29 protein-coding genes and 1 tRNA gene are annotated in these 18959 nt (G+C 59.8%); 8 read left to right on the top strand and 22 right to left on the bottom strand.

Annotated features, from left to right (window positions below):
• Positions 1-88: 88 nt before the first annotated feature.
• A tRNA-Val gene (locus JYU29_RS05505) sits at positions 89-164 on the bottom strand.
• A gap of 358 nt (positions 165-522) precedes the next feature.
• Between JYU29_RS05505 and JYU29_RS05510 the strand changes: the two genes are divergently transcribed.
• Both JYU29_RS05510 and JYU29_RS05515 read left to right on the top strand, forming a co-directional pair.
• Positions 523-852, top strand: a complete 330-nt coding sequence (locus JYU29_RS05510) for a thermonuclease family protein (RefSeq protein WP_213983698.1) — start codon at positions 523-525, stop codon at positions 850-852.
• A complete protein-coding gene (locus tag JYU29_RS05515) occupies positions 840-1193 on the top strand; it encodes a hypothetical protein (protein WP_213983699.1) in 354 nt (117 codons plus the stop codon). Before JYU29_RS05510 ends, JYU29_RS05515 begins: the two co-directional genes overlap by 13 nt.
• Here the strand turns inward: JYU29_RS05515 and JYU29_RS05520 are convergent.
• Together JYU29_RS05520 and JYU29_RS05525 are read right to left on the bottom strand one after the other, a co-directional pair.
• Positions 1165-2436 (bottom strand): Y-family DNA polymerase, encoded by a 1272-nt coding sequence (locus JYU29_RS05520; protein WP_213983700.1) that lies wholly within the window; start codon positions 2434-2436, stop codon positions 1165-1167. The two genes, JYU29_RS05515 and JYU29_RS05520, sit on opposite strands and share 29 nt — an antisense overlap.
• A gap of 4 nt (positions 2437-2440) precedes the next feature.
• On the bottom strand, positions 2441-2809 hold the full coding sequence (locus JYU29_RS05525; RefSeq protein WP_250157186.1) for a LexA family protein: 369 nt from the start codon (positions 2807-2809) through the stop codon (positions 2441-2443).
• 227 nt (positions 2810-3036) lie between these two features.
• Here JYU29_RS05525 and JYU29_RS05530 point away from each other — a divergent pair, with 227 nt between their 5' ends.
• Positions 3037-3288: a hypothetical protein gene (locus tag JYU29_RS05530; RefSeq protein WP_213984289.1), complete on the top strand. Its 252-nt coding sequence runs from the start codon at positions 3037-3039 to the stop codon at positions 3286-3288.
• On the top strand, positions 3239-3607 hold the full coding sequence (locus JYU29_RS05535) for a hypothetical protein (RefSeq protein ID WP_213983702.1): 369 nt from the start codon (positions 3239-3241) through the stop codon (positions 3605-3607). The genes JYU29_RS05530 and JYU29_RS05535 overlap by 50 nt, the downstream gene beginning before the upstream one ends.
• Positions 3608-3685: 78 nt before the next feature.
• Here JYU29_RS05535 and JYU29_RS05540 read toward each other — a convergent pair whose 3' ends face one another.
• From JYU29_RS05540 to JYU29_RS05550, 3 genes are all read right to left on the bottom strand, one after another.
• Positions 3686-3901 (bottom strand): CsbD family protein, encoded by a 216-nt coding sequence (locus JYU29_RS05540; protein ID WP_213983703.1) that lies wholly within the window; start codon positions 3899-3901, stop codon positions 3686-3688.
• A gap of 161 nt (positions 3902-4062) precedes the next feature.
• Positions 4063-4476, bottom strand: coding sequence for a response regulator (locus tag JYU29_RS05545; RefSeq protein ID WP_213983704.1), 414 nt, complete (start codon positions 4474-4476; stop codon positions 4063-4065).
• Between the two features lie 291 nt (positions 4477-4767).
• Positions 4768-4908 carry a hypothetical protein gene (locus JYU29_RS05550; RefSeq protein WP_213983705.1) on the bottom strand — a complete coding sequence of 47 codons (141 nt, stop codon included), beginning with the start codon at positions 4906-4908 and terminating at the stop codon, positions 4768-4770.
• Positions 4909-5364: 456 nt separating this feature from the next.
• Between JYU29_RS05550 and JYU29_RS05555 the strand changes: the two genes are divergently transcribed.
• The 3 genes from JYU29_RS05555 (at position 5365) to JYU29_RS05565 (ending at position 6253) form a co-directional block, all read left to right on the top strand.
• A complete protein-coding gene (locus JYU29_RS05555; protein ID WP_213983706.1) occupies positions 5365-5712 on the top strand; it encodes a hypothetical protein in 348 nt (115 codons plus the stop codon).
• Between the two features lie 74 nt (positions 5713-5786).
• Positions 5787-5936 (top strand): hypothetical protein, encoded by a 150-nt coding sequence (locus JYU29_RS05560; RefSeq protein WP_213983707.1) that lies wholly within the window; start codon positions 5787-5789, stop codon positions 5934-5936.
• Positions 5937-6013: 77 nt separating this feature from the next.
• Entirely contained in the window at positions 6014-6253 is a 240-nt protein-coding gene (locus JYU29_RS05565; protein ID WP_213983708.1) for a DUF6894 family protein, read from the top strand.
• 66 nt (positions 6254-6319) lie between these two features.
• Here JYU29_RS05565 and tatB read toward each other — a convergent pair whose 3' ends face one another.
• The 4 genes from tatB to JYU29_RS05585 all read right to left on the bottom strand — a co-directional run bounded on the left by tatB (position 6320) and on the right by JYU29_RS05585 (position 8924).
• Positions 6320-7054: a Sec-independent protein translocase protein TatB gene (gene tatB / locus JYU29_RS05570; protein ID WP_213983709.1), complete on the bottom strand. Its 735-nt coding sequence runs from the start codon at positions 7052-7054 to the stop codon at positions 6320-6322.
• A 139-nt stretch (positions 7055-7193) separates the two neighbouring features.
• The gene (locus JYU29_RS05575) at positions 7194-7703 is read right to left on the bottom strand and encodes a hypothetical protein (RefSeq protein WP_213983710.1); all 510 of its coding nucleotides are present in this window, start codon (positions 7701-7703) and stop codon (positions 7194-7196) included.
• Positions 7700-8005 carry a hypothetical protein gene (locus tag JYU29_RS05580; protein WP_213983711.1) on the bottom strand — a complete coding sequence of 102 codons (306 nt, stop codon included), beginning with the start codon at positions 8003-8005 and terminating at the stop codon, positions 7700-7702. The genes JYU29_RS05575 and JYU29_RS05580 overlap by 4 nt, the downstream gene beginning before the upstream one ends.
• 25 nt (positions 8006-8030) lie before the next feature.
• The gene (locus JYU29_RS05585) at positions 8031-8924 is read right to left on the bottom strand and encodes a lysozyme family protein (RefSeq protein WP_213983712.1); all 894 of its coding nucleotides are present in this window, start codon (positions 8922-8924) and stop codon (positions 8031-8033) included.
• Positions 8925-9348: 424 nt separating this feature from the next.
• Between JYU29_RS05585 and JYU29_RS05590 the strand changes: the two genes are divergently transcribed.
• On the top strand, positions 9349-9492 hold the full coding sequence (locus JYU29_RS05590) for a hypothetical protein (protein WP_213983713.1): 144 nt from the start codon (positions 9349-9351) through the stop codon (positions 9490-9492).
• Between the two features lie 590 nt (positions 9493-10082).
• Here the strand turns inward: JYU29_RS05590 and JYU29_RS05595 are convergent.
• Genes JYU29_RS05595 through JYU29_RS05650 form a run of 12 tightly spaced genes read right to left on the bottom strand, consistent with a single transcriptional unit; the run spans position 10083 to position 18941 of the window.
• Positions 10083-10544, bottom strand: coding sequence for a hypothetical protein (locus tag JYU29_RS05595; protein ID WP_213983714.1), 462 nt, complete (start codon positions 10542-10544; stop codon positions 10083-10085).
• The gene (locus JYU29_RS05600) at positions 10541-11845 is read right to left on the bottom strand and encodes a phage head spike fiber domain-containing protein (RefSeq protein WP_213983715.1); all 1305 of its coding nucleotides are present in this window, start codon (positions 11843-11845) and stop codon (positions 10541-10543) included. Before JYU29_RS05600 ends, JYU29_RS05595 begins: the two co-directional genes overlap by 4 nt.
• A complete protein-coding gene (locus JYU29_RS05605) occupies positions 11842-12864 on the bottom strand; it encodes a hypothetical protein (RefSeq protein ID WP_213983716.1) in 1023 nt (340 codons plus the stop codon). Before JYU29_RS05605 ends, JYU29_RS05600 begins: the two co-directional genes overlap by 4 nt.
• Positions 12861-13166: a hypothetical protein gene (locus JYU29_RS05610; RefSeq protein ID WP_213983717.1), complete on the bottom strand. Its 306-nt coding sequence runs from the start codon at positions 13164-13166 to the stop codon at positions 12861-12863. Before JYU29_RS05610 ends, JYU29_RS05605 begins: the two co-directional genes overlap by 4 nt.
• An 11-nt stretch (positions 13167-13177) precedes the next feature.
• Positions 13178-13621, bottom strand: a complete 444-nt coding sequence (locus tag JYU29_RS05615) for a hypothetical protein (protein ID WP_213983718.1) — start codon at positions 13619-13621, stop codon at positions 13178-13180.
• 1 nt (position 13622) lies between these two features.
• Positions 13623-14288 carry a gp53-like domain-containing protein gene (locus tag JYU29_RS05620; protein ID WP_213983719.1) on the bottom strand — a complete coding sequence of 222 codons (666 nt, stop codon included), beginning with the start codon at positions 14286-14288 and terminating at the stop codon, positions 13623-13625.
• A 3-nt stretch (positions 14289-14291) separates the two neighbouring features.
• A complete protein-coding gene (locus JYU29_RS05625) occupies positions 14292-15224 on the bottom strand; it encodes a hypothetical protein (RefSeq protein ID WP_213983720.1) in 933 nt (310 codons plus the stop codon).
• Positions 15225-15243: 19 nt separating this feature from the next.
• Positions 15244-16074, bottom strand: a complete 831-nt coding sequence (locus tag JYU29_RS05630) for a putative phage tail protein (protein ID WP_213983721.1) — start codon at positions 16072-16074, stop codon at positions 15244-15246.
• Positions 16074-17165, bottom strand: a complete 1092-nt coding sequence (locus JYU29_RS05635) for a baseplate J/gp47 family protein (RefSeq protein ID WP_213983722.1) — start codon at positions 17163-17165, stop codon at positions 16074-16076. Before JYU29_RS05635 ends, JYU29_RS05630 begins: the two co-directional genes overlap by 1 nt.
• Entirely contained in the window at positions 17155-17655 is a 501-nt protein-coding gene (locus JYU29_RS05640; protein ID WP_213983723.1) for a phage GP46 family protein, read from the bottom strand. The genes JYU29_RS05635 and JYU29_RS05640 overlap by 11 nt, the downstream gene beginning before the upstream one ends.
• Positions 17656-17661: 6 nt before the next feature.
• Entirely contained in the window at positions 17662-18141 is a 480-nt protein-coding gene (locus JYU29_RS05645; protein WP_213983724.1) for a phage baseplate assembly protein domain-containing protein, read from the bottom strand.
• Complete coding sequence (locus JYU29_RS05650; protein WP_213983725.1) at positions 18138-18941, bottom strand: phage baseplate assembly protein; 804 nt, start codon at positions 18939-18941, stop codon at positions 18138-18140. Before JYU29_RS05650 ends, JYU29_RS05645 begins: the two co-directional genes overlap by 4 nt.
• Positions 18942-18959: the final 18 nt, after the last annotated feature.

An 18959-nucleotide genomic window follows, 5' to 3' on the forward strand; every position in this document is an offset into this window, starting at 1 on the left:
GGGGAAAGCAGCGCTGCACACGACCCAAGCACCACGTGCGGTGATCTGGAGCAGATTATCAGTCGAGCGCTCGTGGTAGGGGAGAAGATGGTGGGCGATGAGAGACTCGAACTCCCGACATCCTCGGTGTAAACGAGGCGCTCTACCAACTGAGCTAATCGCCCTCAACATGGCCGAAAGCGGCTTGATGCCAGAGGTTCAGTCCAAGCTATAATTCAGAAGAAAGGAAATCTTCTGCTTTAAGGGTTCTGTCTAACCCTTTGACGAGAATGGCGCGAGTGACGGGGCTCGAACCCGCGACCTCCGGCGTGACAGGCCAGGGAAAGTTCCTGACTTTTCAAACCATGTTTCGCGTTTATCTGCGTCTGATCGGGGCGTTTAAAGCAGAAAGTTGAAACTCGCAAGAGGGACATTGACCCTTTCTGTGGACCCATGGGAAATGCCACTATGAGAGTGCTTCGACATGCCCACCTGTTCGCCAGCTTGCTTGCGGTTTTTCCATCCGCAGTCATGGCTGAGAGGATGCCGATCCCATCGATTACGGATGGTGACACGATCCGCATCGGTCGCGAACGCATCCGGATCGCCAACATCGATGCACCCGAACTGCGGAAGCCGCAATGTGATGCCGAGCGCCGCCTGGCTGCAGTAGCAAAGGCTCGTCTCGCCAAGCTGCTAGCATCGGGCAAGATCACCCTACATCGCGGCGACCCTCAAGACGGCCGATTGAAAGATCGGCATGGCAGAACCCTTGCCACCATTACAGTCGATGGTCGTGACGTCGGTGACATCCTCGTGGAAGAAGGTCTAGCGCGTCCATGGTCTGGCCGGCGGGAGCCATGGTGCCGTTGACGCTGACGGCCGGCAGAAAGCCATGGGCGCCAACCCCACGAGAGATCGATGACGACGTGTTAAAGCGTCAGCACACTGCCGTATGGGCAGCAATCGACGAAGTGGCCGCTCGACGCGGTGTCTCGGTTTCGCGCCTGTCGATCCTTGCAGGGAACGACTCTACGGCGTTCAACAAGTCCAAACGAACGCTCAAGAGTGCGCTGCGCTTCCCGGGCACAGAGACGATCGCGAGGATCCTGCACGTTGCCGGCATGACTTACTCCGACTTCGGCGCCTTGGTCGACAAGCACCTTGCTGCGGATGGTATCGATTCTACACCCGAAGCACCGGCAGATCGCTGATCCGGGTTGTGTAGCGCGGCGTTCGCATATCCGCCTTCATGTGCCAGCGGCGATCGAACCCTTCACTAGCCAACACCAAGGTCTTTTTTCCAAAGCGATCGTTCACTTGGTCGAGCGCGTTCATCAGCTGCGCCTTGCGCGGCTTCAGCGGTTCGAACAGCATGCGGGGCGCTTCATCAGGCTTGAGCAGATCATCGAGGATGACGCCGGCCTTGGTGAAGCCGTAAGGTTTGTCTGATCGCCAGGACGAACGAACCCCGCGCAAAGCCGCTTCAACGAGGTCGAAGGTGTTCGACGACATTGGCTTGAGCGCGAGACTTCGGCTGGCATGGCGCTGTGGTCTGTCAGGACGATGCGGATTGGTGTGATAGAAGACCGTCAGCGTGCCGGCGACAAGATCGTGGTTGCGCAGCTTCTCGGCCGCGCGTGTCGCATGCGCCGTGATGGCGCGGCACATCGTGTCGAGATCGGTGATCGGCACGCCAGGCGAGCGCGTCACAGCCATACCCTTTCGCTGCGGTTCGACATCCTCGATGTCCAGGCAGCGCACGCCCTGCAGTTCCGCAACGGTTCGCTCGAGAACCACCGTTCCCACCTTCCTCGCCAATGCCATCGGCATGTCGCGCAGATCGGAAACGGTGCGTACGCCCTGCGACGCAAGCTTGGCTTCCGTGCGCGAGCCGACGCCCCACACTTCACCCACTTCGATCCGCCGCATGACGAAATCGGCGACACCTTTCTCCATCATGTCGCAAACGCCACCAAAGACCGGGTTTTTCTTGGCCGCATGATTGGCCAGCTTCGCCATCGTCTTGGTTGGACCAATGCCAACACAAGTCGGGATGCCGGTGAGTGTTCGCACGGCATCGCGCATTGCCGCGGCGTGCGGCACCATGCGGCTGCCGAAGCCGGTCATGTCAACGAAGGTTTCGTCGATTGAGTAGACTTCGAGCGAAGGCGAGAAGGCGTGCAGCGCGGCCACGACCCTTCGGCTCATGTCGCCATACAGCGTGTAGTTGGACGACAGGATCTTGATGCCGTGACGCTCAACCTTGTCGCGGAACAGGTGCACCGGCTCGCCCATCTTGATGCCGAGGACCTTCGCTTCCTCCGAACGCGCGATTGCGCAGCCATCATTGTTAGACAGCACAACAACTGGAATGCCCAGCAGGCGCTGATCGAAGACCCGCTCACAGGACACGTAGAAATTGTTGCAATCGATCAGCGCGATCGGCTCGGGCATGGCTTTAGTCGATCGGATAACGGCGCACGACGCCGGCGACGACACCCCAAAGCTGCGTATCCTCGGTCACCTTGATCGGCTTGAAGTCACCACCCCTCGAGCGCGGCATCAGCCAGAGCTCTCCATCCCGGCGCGTCAGCTGCTTGATCGTCACGCCACCATCCACAACGGCCACAACGATTCGTCCCGGCCGCGCCTTGCCGGCACGGTCGACGGCAACCAGGTCGCCGTCGCAGATACCTTCATCGACTAGGCTGTCGCCCGACACCCGCCACCAGAAGGTTGCAGCCTCATGGCGAACAACCCAGGCGAAAGGATCAACCGTGTCTTCCTGGTCATCGGAAGCAGGCGAGGGGAAGCCGGCAGGTACCATGATTCGCACTAAGCGATACTGGTTCCGCAACGGGTTCGAGGGGATGGTAACGGGCGACAACATAGGCGAGAACATAGCGCGAACAAGAAGGCGCGACTAGCTGCCTTCAGGTTGCCCTTGCGGCTATGTGGACAACTGCTGCCGATGGGCCAGCGCTTAGCGAACGGCCAGCTTCATGATTTACGGTAGCCCTTGTGACGCTCGTTCATCTGCATCATCATGCGGCCATGGCAGAGCAGACAAAACTTCCGAAGCTGATCGTTGTAATGGCTTTCGACCGAGACGAAGAGGGCGAGTTGCAGACGGTCTTCGGCCCGGCTGATCAGCAGAGCGAAGAGAGGGCGATCCGCATTGCCAAGGGGCTCGTTGAGAAACACGCCGGCGTTATTGCTTGGTCTCGTGTGGCTGACGTGGCGCTCGGTGAATACGGTGAGCCGACTGTTCTTTATACCGCTGGTGCAGTGCCGGACATGGAGTGATGGTAAGCAGTACGGTCACCTTCATTTCCGAGCTGGTTCAAGCCGCGAACGAATCGATAAGCTGACGAAGTATGAGCGGGCGAGCCTATTGCGACGCGCGGCAAACACCATCCGCGATCAATGTGAGGCTATCCTTGGCATTGATCTGGCAGCTAACGACAACAGCAAAGACCCCTGCGATGTCGTGGGCGAACTGCATGACATGGCACGCTTGATCTACTGCTTCACACCGCGAGAGGTCGCGATGAAGCTAGCAGAAGCAGCAGGTGTTATTCAAATCGGGATGACTGTTCTGCATCGAGGAGAAGTTTTGCACTAGCAGCGATCTTCAGAGGCTGCAAAAAGCAAAACGGGCAGAACTCACATCCTGCCCGTTTCGAAGTTCATGCCTTAAGCTTTATAGCTTCCGGTGTGCTGTATCCGAGAGCTTGTCAGCGCCATCCTTTACCGCAGACTTGGCGTCGCCGACAGCCTGCTGCGTCTCGCCCTTCAACTCCTGAGCCGCACCCTCGGCCTGAAGCTTTTCATTTCCAACTGCCTTGCCGACGCCCTGCTTAACGTTGCCGATCGCTTCGTTGGTCAGGCCCGAAATTTTATCGCTGGTGCTGCCCATGTTGGATCTCCTGTAAGCTGCACTTGTTCATTCGATGCGGCAACATGCCCGCCGCGCTGCTATCAACACGCTAGAAGCGAAATGGTTCACTATCCGCGCCTCATCCCAGATCCAGATGTGCATAAACGTCGCTTCGGATCGCCGCCGCGACAGCTTTTCAACTAACGAGCCACAGCTGCCTTCAACGGCTCTGGCTTCGCACCATCAGGAAGGATCTGGCTCACACGATGCTGAACGATCTCGGCTGAGAAGGGCTTGTCGACAAACTCGGCGCCGGCCGGCAGGTCTCCTGGCTTTGGTCGCACGTGACCAGATGAAAGCAGGATGCCGATATGCGGCCAGCGCGAGCTGCACTCGCGCGCGAGCCAGAAGCCGTCACGCCCGCCAGGCATCACAACATCGCTAAAAAGCAGCTGAATGCTTTCACCGGCATGATGTAGGATTTCGATCGCTTCAGCGGCTGTGCCTGCCTGGTAGGTGCGGAAGCCGGCATCCTCTAAAATCGAAGCTGCATCCATGCGTATGAAAACGTCGTCGTCTACAACCAGGGCAAACGGCGAATAATCGTCGGACATAAACCTTCATTCCTCTGATGCTGCGATGTAGCTGGCGAGGAAAAGCTGGCAACTTTGTGATGGTTCCCTGGTGCAGCCGCAAAGTAGCTATGCCGCCGACACATGCAACTTCAACCGATTAGATACGTAACTAGCGCTCCGCAGGTCGAATTGACGACCATCCCTTGATTATCCTGCGAGGTTGATTGTGACACCTATTGAAGCTGCATATGAGCGCTATCGCGCTGGAGAAATGACCTACGAAGAGTATCGCCGGATCTACGCCGACCCAGAGAACAAGAAGCGTCTTGGTCAGGTAAATGTTGCTGGACGGAGCATGTCACGCGCGGTGACCGATCGCTCGATTCTGATGCGCCGATCGGCTGCAAACACGAACTGAACGGGAAATTTCAAAAAGGCCGGCACCACTTCAGAAGAAGCGGCGTTGGCCATCACAATATGCTTCAGATTGATGCTGAAGTCAGTGGTTGCTGAACTGTGCTAGCCTGCGCATCATCCATTCATCAAGCCGCATCCGACATGCCGGTCTCAGCTTGGGCTGACTAGATCAGAAGCCAAGAACCGGTCGCATGACTAGGACAAACACACCTAGCACACCGACGGAAACTATGATCGCGATAACACTGCCGATCTTTTCTGGCAGACCATCGTCAGGCTGGAAAATCCTCATGGCGGTGTCTCTTTCAGTCGCTGTTCAGGTACTCGGCCAAACGCCGGTTAGCCCAATCTATGCGGTCCGGTGACTAAAACAAACTAGAAGATTCGCTCAATAAAATTCGCATGCACCCAGCTTCGCTGACGGTTAGCATTGGCAAAAGGAAGCCCGCGCTTTAAGCACGGAGTTTGTTATCTCTCCAAGGCTTTAGCCTCAATGACGAGGGCTGAAGCATGAGACGATCCTCACCTGCACTCAGATTATGCGCTTTAGCGCTGCTCGCGTCGTTTTTCTGGATCGTCAATGTAGCACCGACGTTCCAGCCAGTTATTGGCTCAGCGACAGCAGATGGTGCAACGATCACCGTTGCAGCGAAAGCTGGTGGAATCTGGCTGGCTGCGGATACCCGTGGCGTAGCGAAACAAGCGCTGAAGCCGCCACTAGCAGGTCTTCCACCTCAGCAGGAAGACGTCTTCCATCCGTCGCTACAGAAGAGCCGTTCTGACTTCTCCGGTGATAACCTCTGCGGACGTTACGCTTCCGCGTATCAGGCCCGTGCTCCGCCTTCACTGCTGATCTAGTCACTTCAACCCAAGTTATGGATGGTCGCCGAAGGTGCGGCCTTTCTCCTCATGCTCGAAGGGGATGATCCCTTATGGCTACCGAAGACAAAGATCCCAAAGATCAGCAGGATCTAAAAGAATCTATGTGGAGTGTCGATTTCATCGTGCCGGTCGCCTCGACCGTAGCGATCTTCGGCGCATTGCTCGCGATCGGCTGGAGGTTCTTACTGGGTCCGAGCTAAGCGATCCTCGACCGACTGGTGCCGTTGATCGAAGCGGCACCAGTTTGCCAAAGATGGAAGCACTCACTGCAGGAGTGATGATGCGCTACTATTTCGACCTACGCGATGGTGACAGCTCGCTGGTGGACCATGTGGGCCTGGAACTTGCAAACCTTGATGCAGCAAAGATGGAGGCATCAGACAGGCTGACCAGCTTCGTAAAGCCTTATGTGAAAGGTGGTGAAAGACGGGCAACGGCCATCGAGATCAGAGCCGGTAACCGTCTGGTCTTCACGTTCAAGATCATACTTGAGAAGGGTAGCAGTGGAAGGCGGTAAGCGGGTGCACTCGAGCGGGCAATACCCGGCACTGAGAACGTCGCAACCCGTCGCGTGACATTAGGCTCAAAGGCCGGTTGCCTTGGGCTTGCGGGTGCGGACGGGCTTTTCAACTGCCGTTCCGTTCATGGTCTTGGCTTCGGCTGTAGGCTTATTCGAAGCCGTCTTGGTCTTCTGCGCTTCCGGGCCTTCAGCAACCGTAGATTTCGGCCCGCGCGGAGCACGAGCCTTCTTCGCGGGCGCTGCCGTTTCGACGAAGGGTGCCTCCGTCGGCTCCGTAACCACTGCACTTGTTGGTGCTAAAGGGGCTGCGGGTGCGATTGGTGCAACAGGCGAAAGCGGTTCAACCGGCTGAGCCAGAGCGCCTGCCCCCAGACCGGACGCTTCCTTGGGCGCTTCGTCTGTCAGAGCGGATGGCGCAGCGGTCGCACCGGTCTTGAGCGGTTCGGCAGCGGTTGCTTCCGTTGAAGCCGGCGTTGAAGGCGCCGGCGTGGACGGCCGCATGACCTGATCCATCCCGGTGCGAACATCGTCCGCAGCCTTTTCAAACGGGTTCAAAGCCTTGCGGATCTCGTTCTTGGGATTGAGCGAGCGCAGGTCATTGACCGATTTGCGGACGTCGTCGAGTTCGGCTTCTTTCAAAGCGTCATCGAACTGCTTGCGGAAGTCGCCAGCCAATGACGACATCTTCGCAGTAAATTTGCCGAAAGTGCGCAACATCTTCGGCATATCCTTAGGGCCTACAACCACGACCATGACAACCGCGATTACAAGCATCTCGGTTCCTGCGATGTTGAACATGGCTGGCTTCCTTATTCGGGTTCGCAGCAAATTTTGAAGCGCTGCGAGAGCGGTTCCGCGTCGCTGGCCGCTAGAACACTTATGCGCACGAACCAAGCGCTTACCCGCATTTTACGCGGGGAAGATGAAAAGCATACAACTAAGGCCTCATCCAGGCAAAGCGCCTCATGATCGGCGGTCCCTCGAATACATCTCGTCGATTTCGCCATGTTAGCTCTGGGTTGGCGACGATCTGGAACTGCCGCTCGCGCAGGTTCTGTTCCAGTGGAAAAAAGCGTTGCCACGGATTGCAGGCGAAGCGAAGCGTGCCGCGATAAAGGGCGTTGCCCGGCGCGGCCGCCATAGGCACCGGAATGCGGATCGTGAACTTGGACGGACCAGCCTCGACAATGCGTTGCTGCGCAGAGATCGGCCATTCCACCTGCATCTCGTCGATGATGTAGCGGAAGGCGATGATCTCGCATGTAGAAGCCCAGATCACGTCATAGTCGATCTGAAGGAAGTCGCCCTGCATGACGGTCGGGGTGATAACCTCAGACACACTGGACGCCGCCGGCTTCCGGTCCATAATCGCCCAATACATCCACGGGACGGCAAGGACGCAGACGATCGCCGCGATGATGTTCGGGAACGTCAGACGCTTCCTCATTTCGCAAGACCTTTCACGATTTCGCTCGCGACGTAGAGGCCGCCAGCCATTGCCGACAGCCAAAGCGCGATCTTCTTCAGTGTTTCAGTGACGATGCGCCAGGCGCGCTTGCGCTCATGATCAGCAGTGACCTCTGGTTCCAACTTCACGATCCGGCGCAAAGAATCGCTGTCGAGCTCATCAAGGCGGGCTTCTATGTCGGAGACACGCTGAACGAGACCGGTAATGCTCTTCGCCTGATCAGTTTGGTTGCGCTCGATGCCGTCAAGGCGACGTAGGATTTTCTCATGTTCTTCGACCATTCCGTCGCACCTCTAGACCGTCTGTTCAGCTGGGCTCTGCCCGCTTCGGCATGAACCGCAGATCGCGCGCCTTGTAGGCCGCTACGAAGCTGCCGATCTGCCCGGGCAGCCACCCGCCGATTATGCCGATCGCCAGCATGACCTCGGGATCGTCGAGCCCGTCCGGCAGCCAGCCGAGCCGCGACAGGATCAGCAGGATCGCGCCACTAATGCCGCCGGTTGCCAGCCCGGCCTTTGCGCCCGCAACTGGCTTGTTCATCTGTTCGACAGGCGTGAGGGGCTTGGTGGTTGGCACGGGTGCTGTCTCCGGGAGGATGATGGGCTCTTCGTTTTCAGGGCGCGGCGCAGGAGTGGCGGGAAGCGCAGGCAACGCGTCGCCGAGCTCCTTCATGTCATCAATGACAGCCTCGAACTCCTCCGGCGTCACCAGCGCCTTGTTCAGCCCGTCGCCAGCGTAATAGCTCTGCCCACGCTCAACGACGCGGTGCGCGCCCTTCACGGAAGCCAGCACCGGGAACGATGCCCATTCTTGAGAAAGCCGCTTGCCGAACTCTGTGCGGCTGATCCGGCCTGCCATGAAGTCCTCATAGCCGCGGCGCTTGAGCAGGTGATAGCCGAGACGGTCTTGCAGATCCTCGTCGAAGATTTGAGTGCCGCGCAGGCGAAGCTCGCGCTTCAGGTCCGTCAGCGTCGAGCGCATGAACTGATAGCCGGCGGTTGCCGACGAGCCAAAGCGCTTCGACCATGAGGCCATAGCGCCAAGGATCTCGTCGACCGTCATCCGAGTGACTGGCTTTGGCAGCTTGTCCTGGTTGTGGCCGTAGATGACGTTGTATCCAGACGGGCCATCGGTGCCGACTTCTGTGGCGCGCACGAAGTCGAGCATCCGGGCCGCTGCAAGCGGAACGGTGCGGTCCATTTCCAATTCTCCGTTGAAGTTCAATTCAGCGCGCTATGTCTGCGGCTGGAAGATTGATTTGATGAGCTTGCTTGCCGTGTCTCGGCTAGATTTGGTGCTGCTTTTAGCTGCGTGCGCGCTGCTCACAGTGGCTACGGTGCACATATTGTATGAGGCGGCGATCGCCTTCGGCTTCTTCTAAGGGGCTGCGCCTTCAGCAAATTCCTAGAGAGGCGGCTGGATGCTCCGGAACAACCGAGCCGTTGAAGTGTTCAAGCCCACAGTCGACATGGTTCTCTCCTGTTCGGCCCTTCAACCCGGCCGGAGCGCTATGCCGCTGCGGTCGGGTCTTTCGTTTTAAATCCTGACAGTGATGGTAAACCTACCTTCATCAAAGATGCAGGCGTGGATCGCTGGGCTTAACAAATGATGCTACCCTAGCGTCATGAACGACAATGATTATGACGATCACAAGCCAAGCACGCTGGATCGTGTGCTATTCGCTCTAGCCTGCTTTATGCTCATAGCTGCCTTCAGTGGTCTGGCGGTCGTCGCCTTCCTGACCTTCCTCGGCCATCATCCAGCATGAAGATCGGCTTCGCTTTTACCATTGATTAACGATCAGCAAGCAAGCTGTTTATGTCGGGCGCGGTACCTGAAGCTGACCGACAAGGGCCCGGCTACTCCTCCGGTGACCTCCCGGCCGGGCCCGCGTCGGCATCTCGATGCAAAACAGATCAATCAACCTTGCTTTTTACAGAGTGGACGATAGCTGCAATTCCTGTCGGCGAGCCATGCGCCGGGCACAGGAATAAGCTTGCAACGTTTCATCCGTCTTCTTCGCGTCTTGGTGTTTGGGTTCTCAGACGACACCCACTGGGTTTCCACCTATTCCGTTGATAGAGTCCGGCTAATCGATGGAGAATATGGGCAAGGCAATCTCATGATGAGAGTGCGCCATGGTCGAGTCGAGTACCGCCATGAGGCATGCCATGAGCGATGCAGGGTCCGCAAGAAAGATGGAGGTATGCTTTGATCCAGCGTGCCATGCCCGACGGGCAGCATTTACGCGTTCTTTACGCCACTAAGAGCACGATGCTCTTAGCCGGGCGGCGTAGCGTATTTGGCCGGCAACAAGCCCGGCCGTTTCCCAGTTCAATCAGCGGCCGGGCTTACGCTTCAAGCCCAGACCCGCGCCGGCGTTTTCACCACGGCCGGGTCGAAGATCCTCATGCCCGACGTGCCTTCCCAACCGGCCGGAATGCCCGGCTCCGCGATCGGCACGAAGTGCATTGATGCGTCGAGCAGGTCGAGGATCCTCGTGCTCTGGAAGATGTCGCCTTCGTCGGGCAGGCCGTAGGTCAGCGCGAGAACCAGGTCGCCATAGCCGAACATGTTGACGTGGTGGCCGGGGATGACCGTCGGCTCCTCAACGACATTGCCATCCTCATCCCAAGCGCCGCCCTTCACAATCGGGCCGATCTCATCGATGGCAATGCCGAAGTCGGGCACGAGCGCACCCGTGTCCGGATCAACTGTCACCAGCGGGTTGCCGGTGAGCGGGTTCAGGATCTCGCTCATTGACTGGATGAAGGCGGCGCGGTCGAGACACCACGCCATATAGTGAATGCGGTCGATCATGCGCGGACCCTTTGCAAGAGTTCGTTGGCAGCCAGCTTGCGGGGGATGTAGATCGCCGATCGGTACCACATGATGCCGTCCGCAGGCCGAAATTCCAGTCGTGACAGATTGAAGGGCGTCCAGAGGCTCGGGAAGTCCTGAGCGTATCCAGTGACGCCGGTTGCCACCGAGTGACCATCCGGCCCCCACGACACGGCCGTTTTCTTCGGTGAAGGCGCAACCGGAAATGTGAAATCCGTCAGGATTTCCATGAAATTTTGAGGATTAACGTTTCCGCTGTAGCCACGAGTACCGCCGTAAAGGCGGGCGTTCCGCCCGGTGAGGTCCTGTTTCAGCAAGGCAGCGTAGTCGAGAGACGAATTAGGCCCGTATAGGCCCAAGGAGAAATTGCGAGTGTCCGTGTCGAAATTATAAGCCATCCCGTCAAGGATCAGCGTTCCTGCCGCCGAATTGTAAGGCAGGAAGCCGGTCGGGATCTGGGGCTGATCGGCGGCGCGAGTTACGGCAAAAGCATCAGTCTTGGTGTAGCTCGAGGCGAAGGATGCCTTCTCGATCTGATAACCCGAGATTTTGAAAGTTCTAGCGTTGTTCCCCGGGTATTTTAAAACCCCGATGTGGGAGTTTGTTGCTACAGCCGTATGCGTCACCGCAACTCGGTACAGCTTGTTTCCGCAGTCGGTTACAACCCAATTGCTCATTGGTTGCAGGGCGTTGTGTATGAAGGGGGCAAACGGATGATCGCTTCCATTAGCTGCCCCCGCTCCGCCAATGTTCGGCGCTAAACCATCATCCATTTCGATGAAGAACGAGAACGTCCAAGTGTCGCCAACTGCGGGGGCAGGGTGTGCTTTATATACATACGTTGTTTCAGTGGCGACACTGAACGCAATGCCCTTATTCTCACTTAGATGCGGAAACGATGTTTCCAAAATTTGACCGCCACGCGCTGATGTACCAGCATTAAGACCGGTCTGAAATTCGGAACGAGTGGAGGCATTCACGCGCTGTTCCTCGACGCGCATCCCCATAGGCTTCCCTGCGGCGTCGAATTCTTTCTCCCACCACGGCGCACTTTCCAATTTGCCTGATGTCCGGCGCAGAGGTTTTGTCGCCGACGCGCCTGGGTTGGTCAGCACATCGCCGATATCGCGCAGCATCGTGTTGGCCGGGTTCTTCTTATCGACGATCCAAGCCTTGCCGCCGATGAAGTCGAACACGGCACCTTCAGGCTCACCGAGCAGGGCAATGGTCGGATCGAGCGGAGCGGAAGGCGGGCGCTCGATATAAGGAACGATGCTCATGTCTTGTACTTCCCGTAGGCGCTCGCCCAGATTTCATGGACCTCGCCGGCCACTGCCGAAGTGTGAAACGACACCTTCGCGGCCTTGTTGATCGCGATCGACAAACCCTCGATCACTGTCTGGCGTGCATTGTCCGACACGGACCAAGGGCCAGCCACGATCGTGCCGTTGATGGTCATATGAACATCGGCCCGTCCAGCGCCTTGCAGCAGTTCGATGTAGATCGTCGAGATGACGGAGCCGAACGGCTCGAAGCGCTCGGCCGCATACTCGCCATTTTCGACCTGATCGCTGCGATAGATCTGGACGCCATAAAGCGGCCGAACAGCCGCCGCCGCCATGGCCGCATCGGCAGCAACAGCGTCGCGATCCTGCTTCGTCTTCGTGGCATCCTTGCCGGTGTTTTCCGCATCTTTTCGGGTCAGTTCCCGCAGATCCGCAACGGCGGTGCGATCTTCAGAAACCGCCTCGGCAGCCTCGGTGATCGACGCCGTTGCCGCGCTCGCGGTCTGATCGATCGCTTGCCCTGCCGCCCCTGCAGTGTCGTTCAGCGCCTGGTTGGCCGTTGTCGCCGTCTGCGTGATGGACTGCTCCGCTTCATCAACCGCGGTGCCGATCGTCTGGAGGGCTCCGCTTGCAGTCGCTTCGAACGCCTCGACGGCATCCGAGACGGCTGCCCGATCGGCGCTGATCGACACTGCAGCATCGCCGGCATTGCTTGCAGCAAGTTCGATGGCTGCTTGCAGGTCCCGAAAATCCTGCGTCAACTCGGCTCGTGCCGCGATCAATTCCCAGGCTTCCCGCCAGTGCGAACCGATACCGGGCTCAGTCTCGGCTGAGGCCTCATGCTCGAGGAGGGATCGATAAGATGAGCCGGCATGCAGCAAGGCGGCATGAACCCGGTAGGTCCGGCCAATCGCCCATCCGGCGTTGTCCCAGAACAAGCCAGCCGGACCTGGCCGGCCGGTCGCATACACGTCGACCGTTGCCGTTCGTTCTCTCAACCGCAAACCACTCATCGAACGGTAATCCCAAATCTTTCGGTTGATTCCTGGCAGCCATCGGCAAAGGTGCGCAGGATGCGCAGCCGGTTCACGTCGACAGGCAGCAGCTGGCTGGCCGCTTCCGCCGGCAGATGAAAGTGCAGGATGCCGGCTGTAGGATCGGCCTTCACCAGCACGGCATCGGCGAGGATCCCCGGATAGAAGTCGAACACGGCGAAGCGGTCGCCGCTGATATCCTCGGCCTGTCCTTCAGGGTCTTTGAAGACGAGATCGAAATCGATGCAGCTGCCGAACGTGACTTGCACGCTTTGTGCCATCGCACGGCCTCCTAGATTGACGGCGCCAGCAAGGCCGCCGCACGCTCTTCACCGAAAAGGTCCGTTGCCGCTGCCTGCAGAACCGGCCAGAGCGGATCGTCCGATTGATAGGTCTGGGCAGTGCGAAACAGATTGCGCAGTCGGGCGGACTGCGCGTTCATAGCCGCTTCGATCTGTTCGGCCTCGTCATCCGAGGTGCGCCGCCAAAGGTCAGCCGGAAACAAGATGAGGGGAGGCTCGGGAGCTGCAGGCGGCTCGTAGGGCACGACATGCCCGTCATCCCAGCGGCGCGCGCCGCTGTTGCTGACAAAGGCTTGCCACTGCTGCCGGGTGATCCTGACCGCATCGGCCGGAACGGCGGGATGCGGCGCGCCATCTTCGGCATCGGGATAGATCTCGTCGGGCCAGAACCCGAGCGGCAGCCCGATGGCATCGAACTTTGCATAAACCGGCATCTTATCGTCCTACTGCAATCCAGTTGATCGGCGTCGCTAGGATGCCGGACTCCCCGCCGACGCCCTGGTAGCGGGATCGGACATCAAACTTCGCGGCGGTCACGCCATCGATCGAACAGCCGACGATCATCGTCGCGGCATTGGCGCTGTAAACGAGCACCGGAACAACCGCGTAGCAGGCGTTCGGAAACACGGCTGGAAAAGTCACCGAAGCGTCACCGATCGCCGCCGTCTTGCCCCATTGGATCATCAGGCCGCCGGGCAGCTTCAGGTAGCCATTGGCGTTCAGCGATTGCGTGAAGCCCAGCAGCGCCACGGCTTGCGCAACCGACAGAACCTCCTGCACACCATTGCCCGCCGCGGCTCGACCGAGAAACGACGCCGTCGCGACACTGGCCTGCTTGGCCAGCGTCACCGCGCCATCATCCAGGTTCGCGGTCTTGACCGAACCGGGAGACGCGGACAGCTTGCCTTGTACGGCAGTTGCCAGTGCCGCGAGATCGTCCTTAACGTCGCCGAGGCCAAGCGCATCGGCTGTAATCAGCCCAAGCAGATCCTCGAGGCTGATCATGCCGGTCACGCCGCCGAGAAACCCGAACAGGAGGGCTGCCGGCGAGGCATCGATCGGCGGCAAATCGAGCGCCGTCTTGAGAGGAATATCTGCCATGGGTCAGGCCGCCAGCTGGAAGATGAGGCGGCCCTGAACGCCGGACATGTTGTCGTTGCGACCCCAGTCCGTGAAGATGCCGCCCGACGTGCCGTAACGCGTCACGGTGCGATCGCGGATGACGTTCGCGCCACCGTCGATGCCGCTGACATCAACAGGCAGCGCTGCACTGATCGAGCCTTCGATCGCCGCGATTTGCGGTGTTCGTGCCCACGCAGTGGTGCATGTCCTGCTGAATTCCCAACTTTGCGTGTTGGGCAAGTTGAGGTTCACGCACGCGCCGCTGACCTCTTCTCGGCGGAACAACCGATCCTTGTTGATCAGCGGCGTGATGCCAGCGACGTTCTGGGCATTCGTGACGACGCGCGCGATCAGCATGTCGTCATAGCCGCTGTCGAAGCGCGCGTCGGTTTCCGGCACCGCCGTCGGATTGTAAGCGGCGTCGGCAACATCCTTCAGGGTGTAGCCAGCCGGCGTCCAGCGCAGATGATAGGTCTTGGCGGCAGCCGTCGCGAACGTCCGGTTCGCTTCAACAACATCGCTCGTCGAAACAGGTGCGATGCCACGGTGAAGAAACGAGACGCCGGCGGGCACCACGACAGTTCCCGCGCCTGGTGACAGGACGTTGATCTTGCCGTCTGCGGTCGAAACCTCGGGGAAGATCGGCAAGCGTGTGCGAGCCTGCCCCAGAAGCAGGTAGTCCATCGGGTCGCCCGACCCGATGGCTTGGTCGATCATAAAGGCGATCGCTTTGCGAACCTGCTCGAGATCCGCAGGATCCGGTGTCTGGCCGGAATACAGGATCAGGTGGATCAGCTCGCGCATCGGATTTTCGATGGCCTTGGCTGGCACGACCGAACCCACAACGCCTGCGCTGCGATTGCCGTCGACATAGGATGCGTCCGGAAGCGCTCCGGCCGGCTGCTCGTATTTCATGCGTTTGATCCTGTTGAGGTCAGTTGGCAACAGCCGGAGCGATCAGCCTCGCGCCGGTTTCGGTGATGAGCACAGCGCCGCTTTCGGTGGCCAGAAGGTAAGGCGTCGGCCAGGGCGCGACCGAGAAGATCGGATAAGTCCAGGCCGGCGCTGCCCGCCGAAAGAGGCATTGAAGATCGCCCATGTCGAAATCGAGCAGGCGGGTGACGCCGGCTTCACCGATGCCCGTCTGAAACTGCTCGAAGGGCACGTCGAGAACGTGCACCACCCATTGCTGTTCAAGCGCGACGTTGGCAACTTCAGCCAGTTCGCCGCAGCGGCTTGTCCCCGAGCGGAACGCTTCCGGCTCTTCGATCGCGACCACGAACCCGAATTGCGCGGCAAGCCGCACGAAGTCTTCCGGCGAAATCGCGCCTTGTGCAGCCACCTTGTGCTCGAGGTGCCGCCGCCGTTCGGCTTCCGTCTGCGGCTCCGTAATGCAGGGCTCCGGCAGCGCGAAGTCTGCTTCCCAGTCCGGGAGACTGTTCACCAGCGTTCGCGAGCGGCTTTCGTTGGTCAGCTGCCAGAGGCTGGCATAAAGATCGGCGAACGCGCCAAGCAGCGCGCGGGTGAAGCCTGCCAACACGCTGTCGGTCGACGGCGCGACCCCGTCCGGAGTGCCCCAGGCCGCACCGCGCGGCCATAAGGACAAGCCAGCCGGCAGAAGATCGTCCACCGCGGGCTTCGACAAAGCATCGGTCGTGTCGATCTCGAACCGGTTTTCTGGTTCTCGGCAATCGACATAAACGACCGGGCTGCCGTCATAGCTGAGAAACAGCGGGTATTCCGAGTTGACACAGTAAGCCGACATCAGACCCACCCGATCGTGCCGAGCACCGGCAGTTCACCGCTTTGAAAGGCGAGCGTTTCCGCAGGTTCGACGAGAACGTGATTGTCTTCACCACGCGACCCCGAAATGGCCTCGGAGATCCATGCCTCTGAAAGCAAAAACGGTTCACCAGGCAGGCCGGGCCGGATGCGGCTGCCGGGCATGCGGGCGTCGAAGAAGGCAACGAGTGCGGCCGTGACCGTCGCACGCGTCGAGGCAGTGTCCGGCGACAAGGCGATGATCAGATCCACGGATACCGGCTGGGGAGCCACGGCATAGAAGCGTCCACGGATCAGGCGCTGCGCGTTCACGGCATCATCAACCGCGGCGACATCCTCGGCCGTGGCGATGCCGTTCGGCCGATCCGCGAAAAGGGTCCACACGCCGATGCTGCCGACATCGTTGGACATCTGCCGCGCCCAGGCGGCCACAACGCCGGGAACGCCAAGGGCGAACCGTTCATAATCCGACAGTGCGCCACCTTGCGGGGGCGCAGCCTTGCGCGACAGCGCGCGGCGGCGCAGGCTTTCGATATCCTCCGCATCAGCCCCGCCGCCAAGGCCATCGGCACCGATCGTCGCCGTGGCGGACAGGCCGGGATAAAGCGCCGGGTCGGCAAGCGAAAGAACGCCACCTGCATCGCGGTTGGTGGCCACACCTGAGCTTTCCGCAGCCACATCGGCTGAGAAGATGCCGAGCGCATTGGCCGTGAATGCCTTGCGGGTCACATAGGTCGTGCCGGCTGACAGGTACCGAATGCCGGCAGGATAGGTCAGGCTCGGACTGCCCGTGCCAGCGACCGAGCCGGATGCAGGCGCAGCCGCCTTCTGGAAGATCCGGTACTCGGCGGCATGCATGCGCACGATGTCGAGATCGGTTGCCGTGGTCAGAAACAGCTGCTTGTAGATCCATGCCTGGCGCAGCTCGTATTCGCGCGACAGGAGGGCCAGAACCTTGGCGCAAACGCTGGTGAAGTTTTGGCGCAGGCTGGCATCGGTGCCGGGCAGATACTGCCGAAACATGCCACGGATCGTTGCGCCGAGCTCATTCAGGCTTCGGGTCTCAAGAGGCATTCAACTGATCCCAGAACACGGCAAATTGGTCTTGATAGATGCGGTTGCCGTCGCGCCCGTAGAGCGCGACGGACACGATTAACCGGTTCTGCAAAGGTAACCGTTCCACGCTGACCTCCTGCCGAACAGCAAGCCCTTGGTCGATCAGCGGCTGGATCGCCTCGCGAGCATAATCTTCCGCCTCGATGTCGATATCTTCGCTCAAGGCGCGGCGGCGCAGCAGCCAGAGCTTGGAACCGAGCGGCGTATCGCCCGGCTGCAGGTCGAAGGCGTCACCCGGCCAGCCACGGTTCGTTTCCCCGGCAGGCAACTCGCTGATGTCGACGCGGCGGTCGGTTTGCAGGCAGATCAGAACGGCCGTTGCGATCGCATTGGCCGAGCGCAGGTCGCCACTGGCCACATCGATGGCGAGATCGCCGGTCAGGCCATTCCATGCGAGATCGGGCGCAAGGATCGGCTCTGCCGCCTTGTCGAGCGGAATGACACGCATGTTGCCTCAGTGGCTGTGATGATTGGTGTTGCCCGTCGTGTCGATGATCGACCCGGACGCATGAATGTCGCCATTGACCTGAAGGTCGCCGTTGATGGTCACGCCGTTCGGCGCATTGATCGTCCAGCCACCCATGGTGAAGGTCGCCGTCCGGCTGCCGATGTCGAACACAGCGCCGGCGGTGATGAACTTCAGGATGCCGCCGAACTGGTCGTAAAGCGCCGAACAACCCGGATCGAGTTGCGGCACCATCGATGGGTTTGCGCCGCCCATGGCATAAACGCTGTCGCGCTGCCCTCCGGCCTGCATCACGGTTGCGATGCCACCCGCAACGGGGTTGGACGTGAACCCATGCGGCTCGACGCGATGAACACGCGGGAAGTGCTCCCCGGCCATGCCCTTGCCGGCCAAGAACTGCTGTCCGCCCTCGTGGATGACCTTGCCGTCGAGCAGAAGGCGGGTCAGTCCGGCGTCGCGCTTCGTCATAGGTCCTCACGAAAGGTCGGGATCGGCACCGCCGGAGCGGCCCAGCCCTTGGCGCTCTTGCCGCGCGGGTTCTCCCCGCCTAGCGCACGAGGATCCTTCAACTCGAGGCTTGTAACCGTCCCACCCTCGCCATCCTGCTCGAAGGTGACGCTGGCAATGATCATGTCCTGATCAAGCCCGCCCCACTCGTCCTGCACCGGGATCAGGAAGTTCGGCTTGTAAAGCGAGCCGCCCTGGTCGCGGCAGCCAGGCGTGCGGATGCGCGCCTTCTTGCCTTCACCGGCCGCGCGCTTCGCTTCCCAGCCCGCCCGCTTCTTCATTCGCCCCGAGGTGACTTCGCCTTCGTGGTAGATGATCAGCGACCGCTTCCGGCTCGCAGTGCCTTTTGCCTCGGCTTCCGGCGACAGCACGGTGGCCTTTGTGCCGAAGGACGCCTGTCCGCGGACCTTCACTTCCGAATAGTTGAACCGCCCCGACAGCGTGCCTGAAGCGTTGATGATGTTGACGCCACGAACCAGCGCGCCGCTTTGCCGGCCTTCCGGCTTGTTCGTGATCTTCAGCTTGCCCTTGGGCGTGTCGTAGATCAAAGCGCCTTGCGCGCGCGCATCGGTTTCCAGCGTCTCGAATAGCGTTTCACCGGTGCGGACTTGGTGAACCGCCTTCTTCTCGGTCTCGATATCGCACTCGATGCCGATGCCGTTGGTGTCGAAAGCGTCAGCGACCTGCTTCAGGTCGCAATCTTCAAGCGAGCCGGTTGGATGGTCGATCGAGGCTTCGGTCGCATCCACGGTGCGCGACACGACGGACACCGAATAGAT

The organism is Tianweitania aestuarii (assembly GCF_018457165.1).
Lineage (GTDB): Bacteria > Pseudomonadota > Alphaproteobacteria > Rhizobiales > Rhizobiaceae > Tianweitania > Tianweitania aestuarii.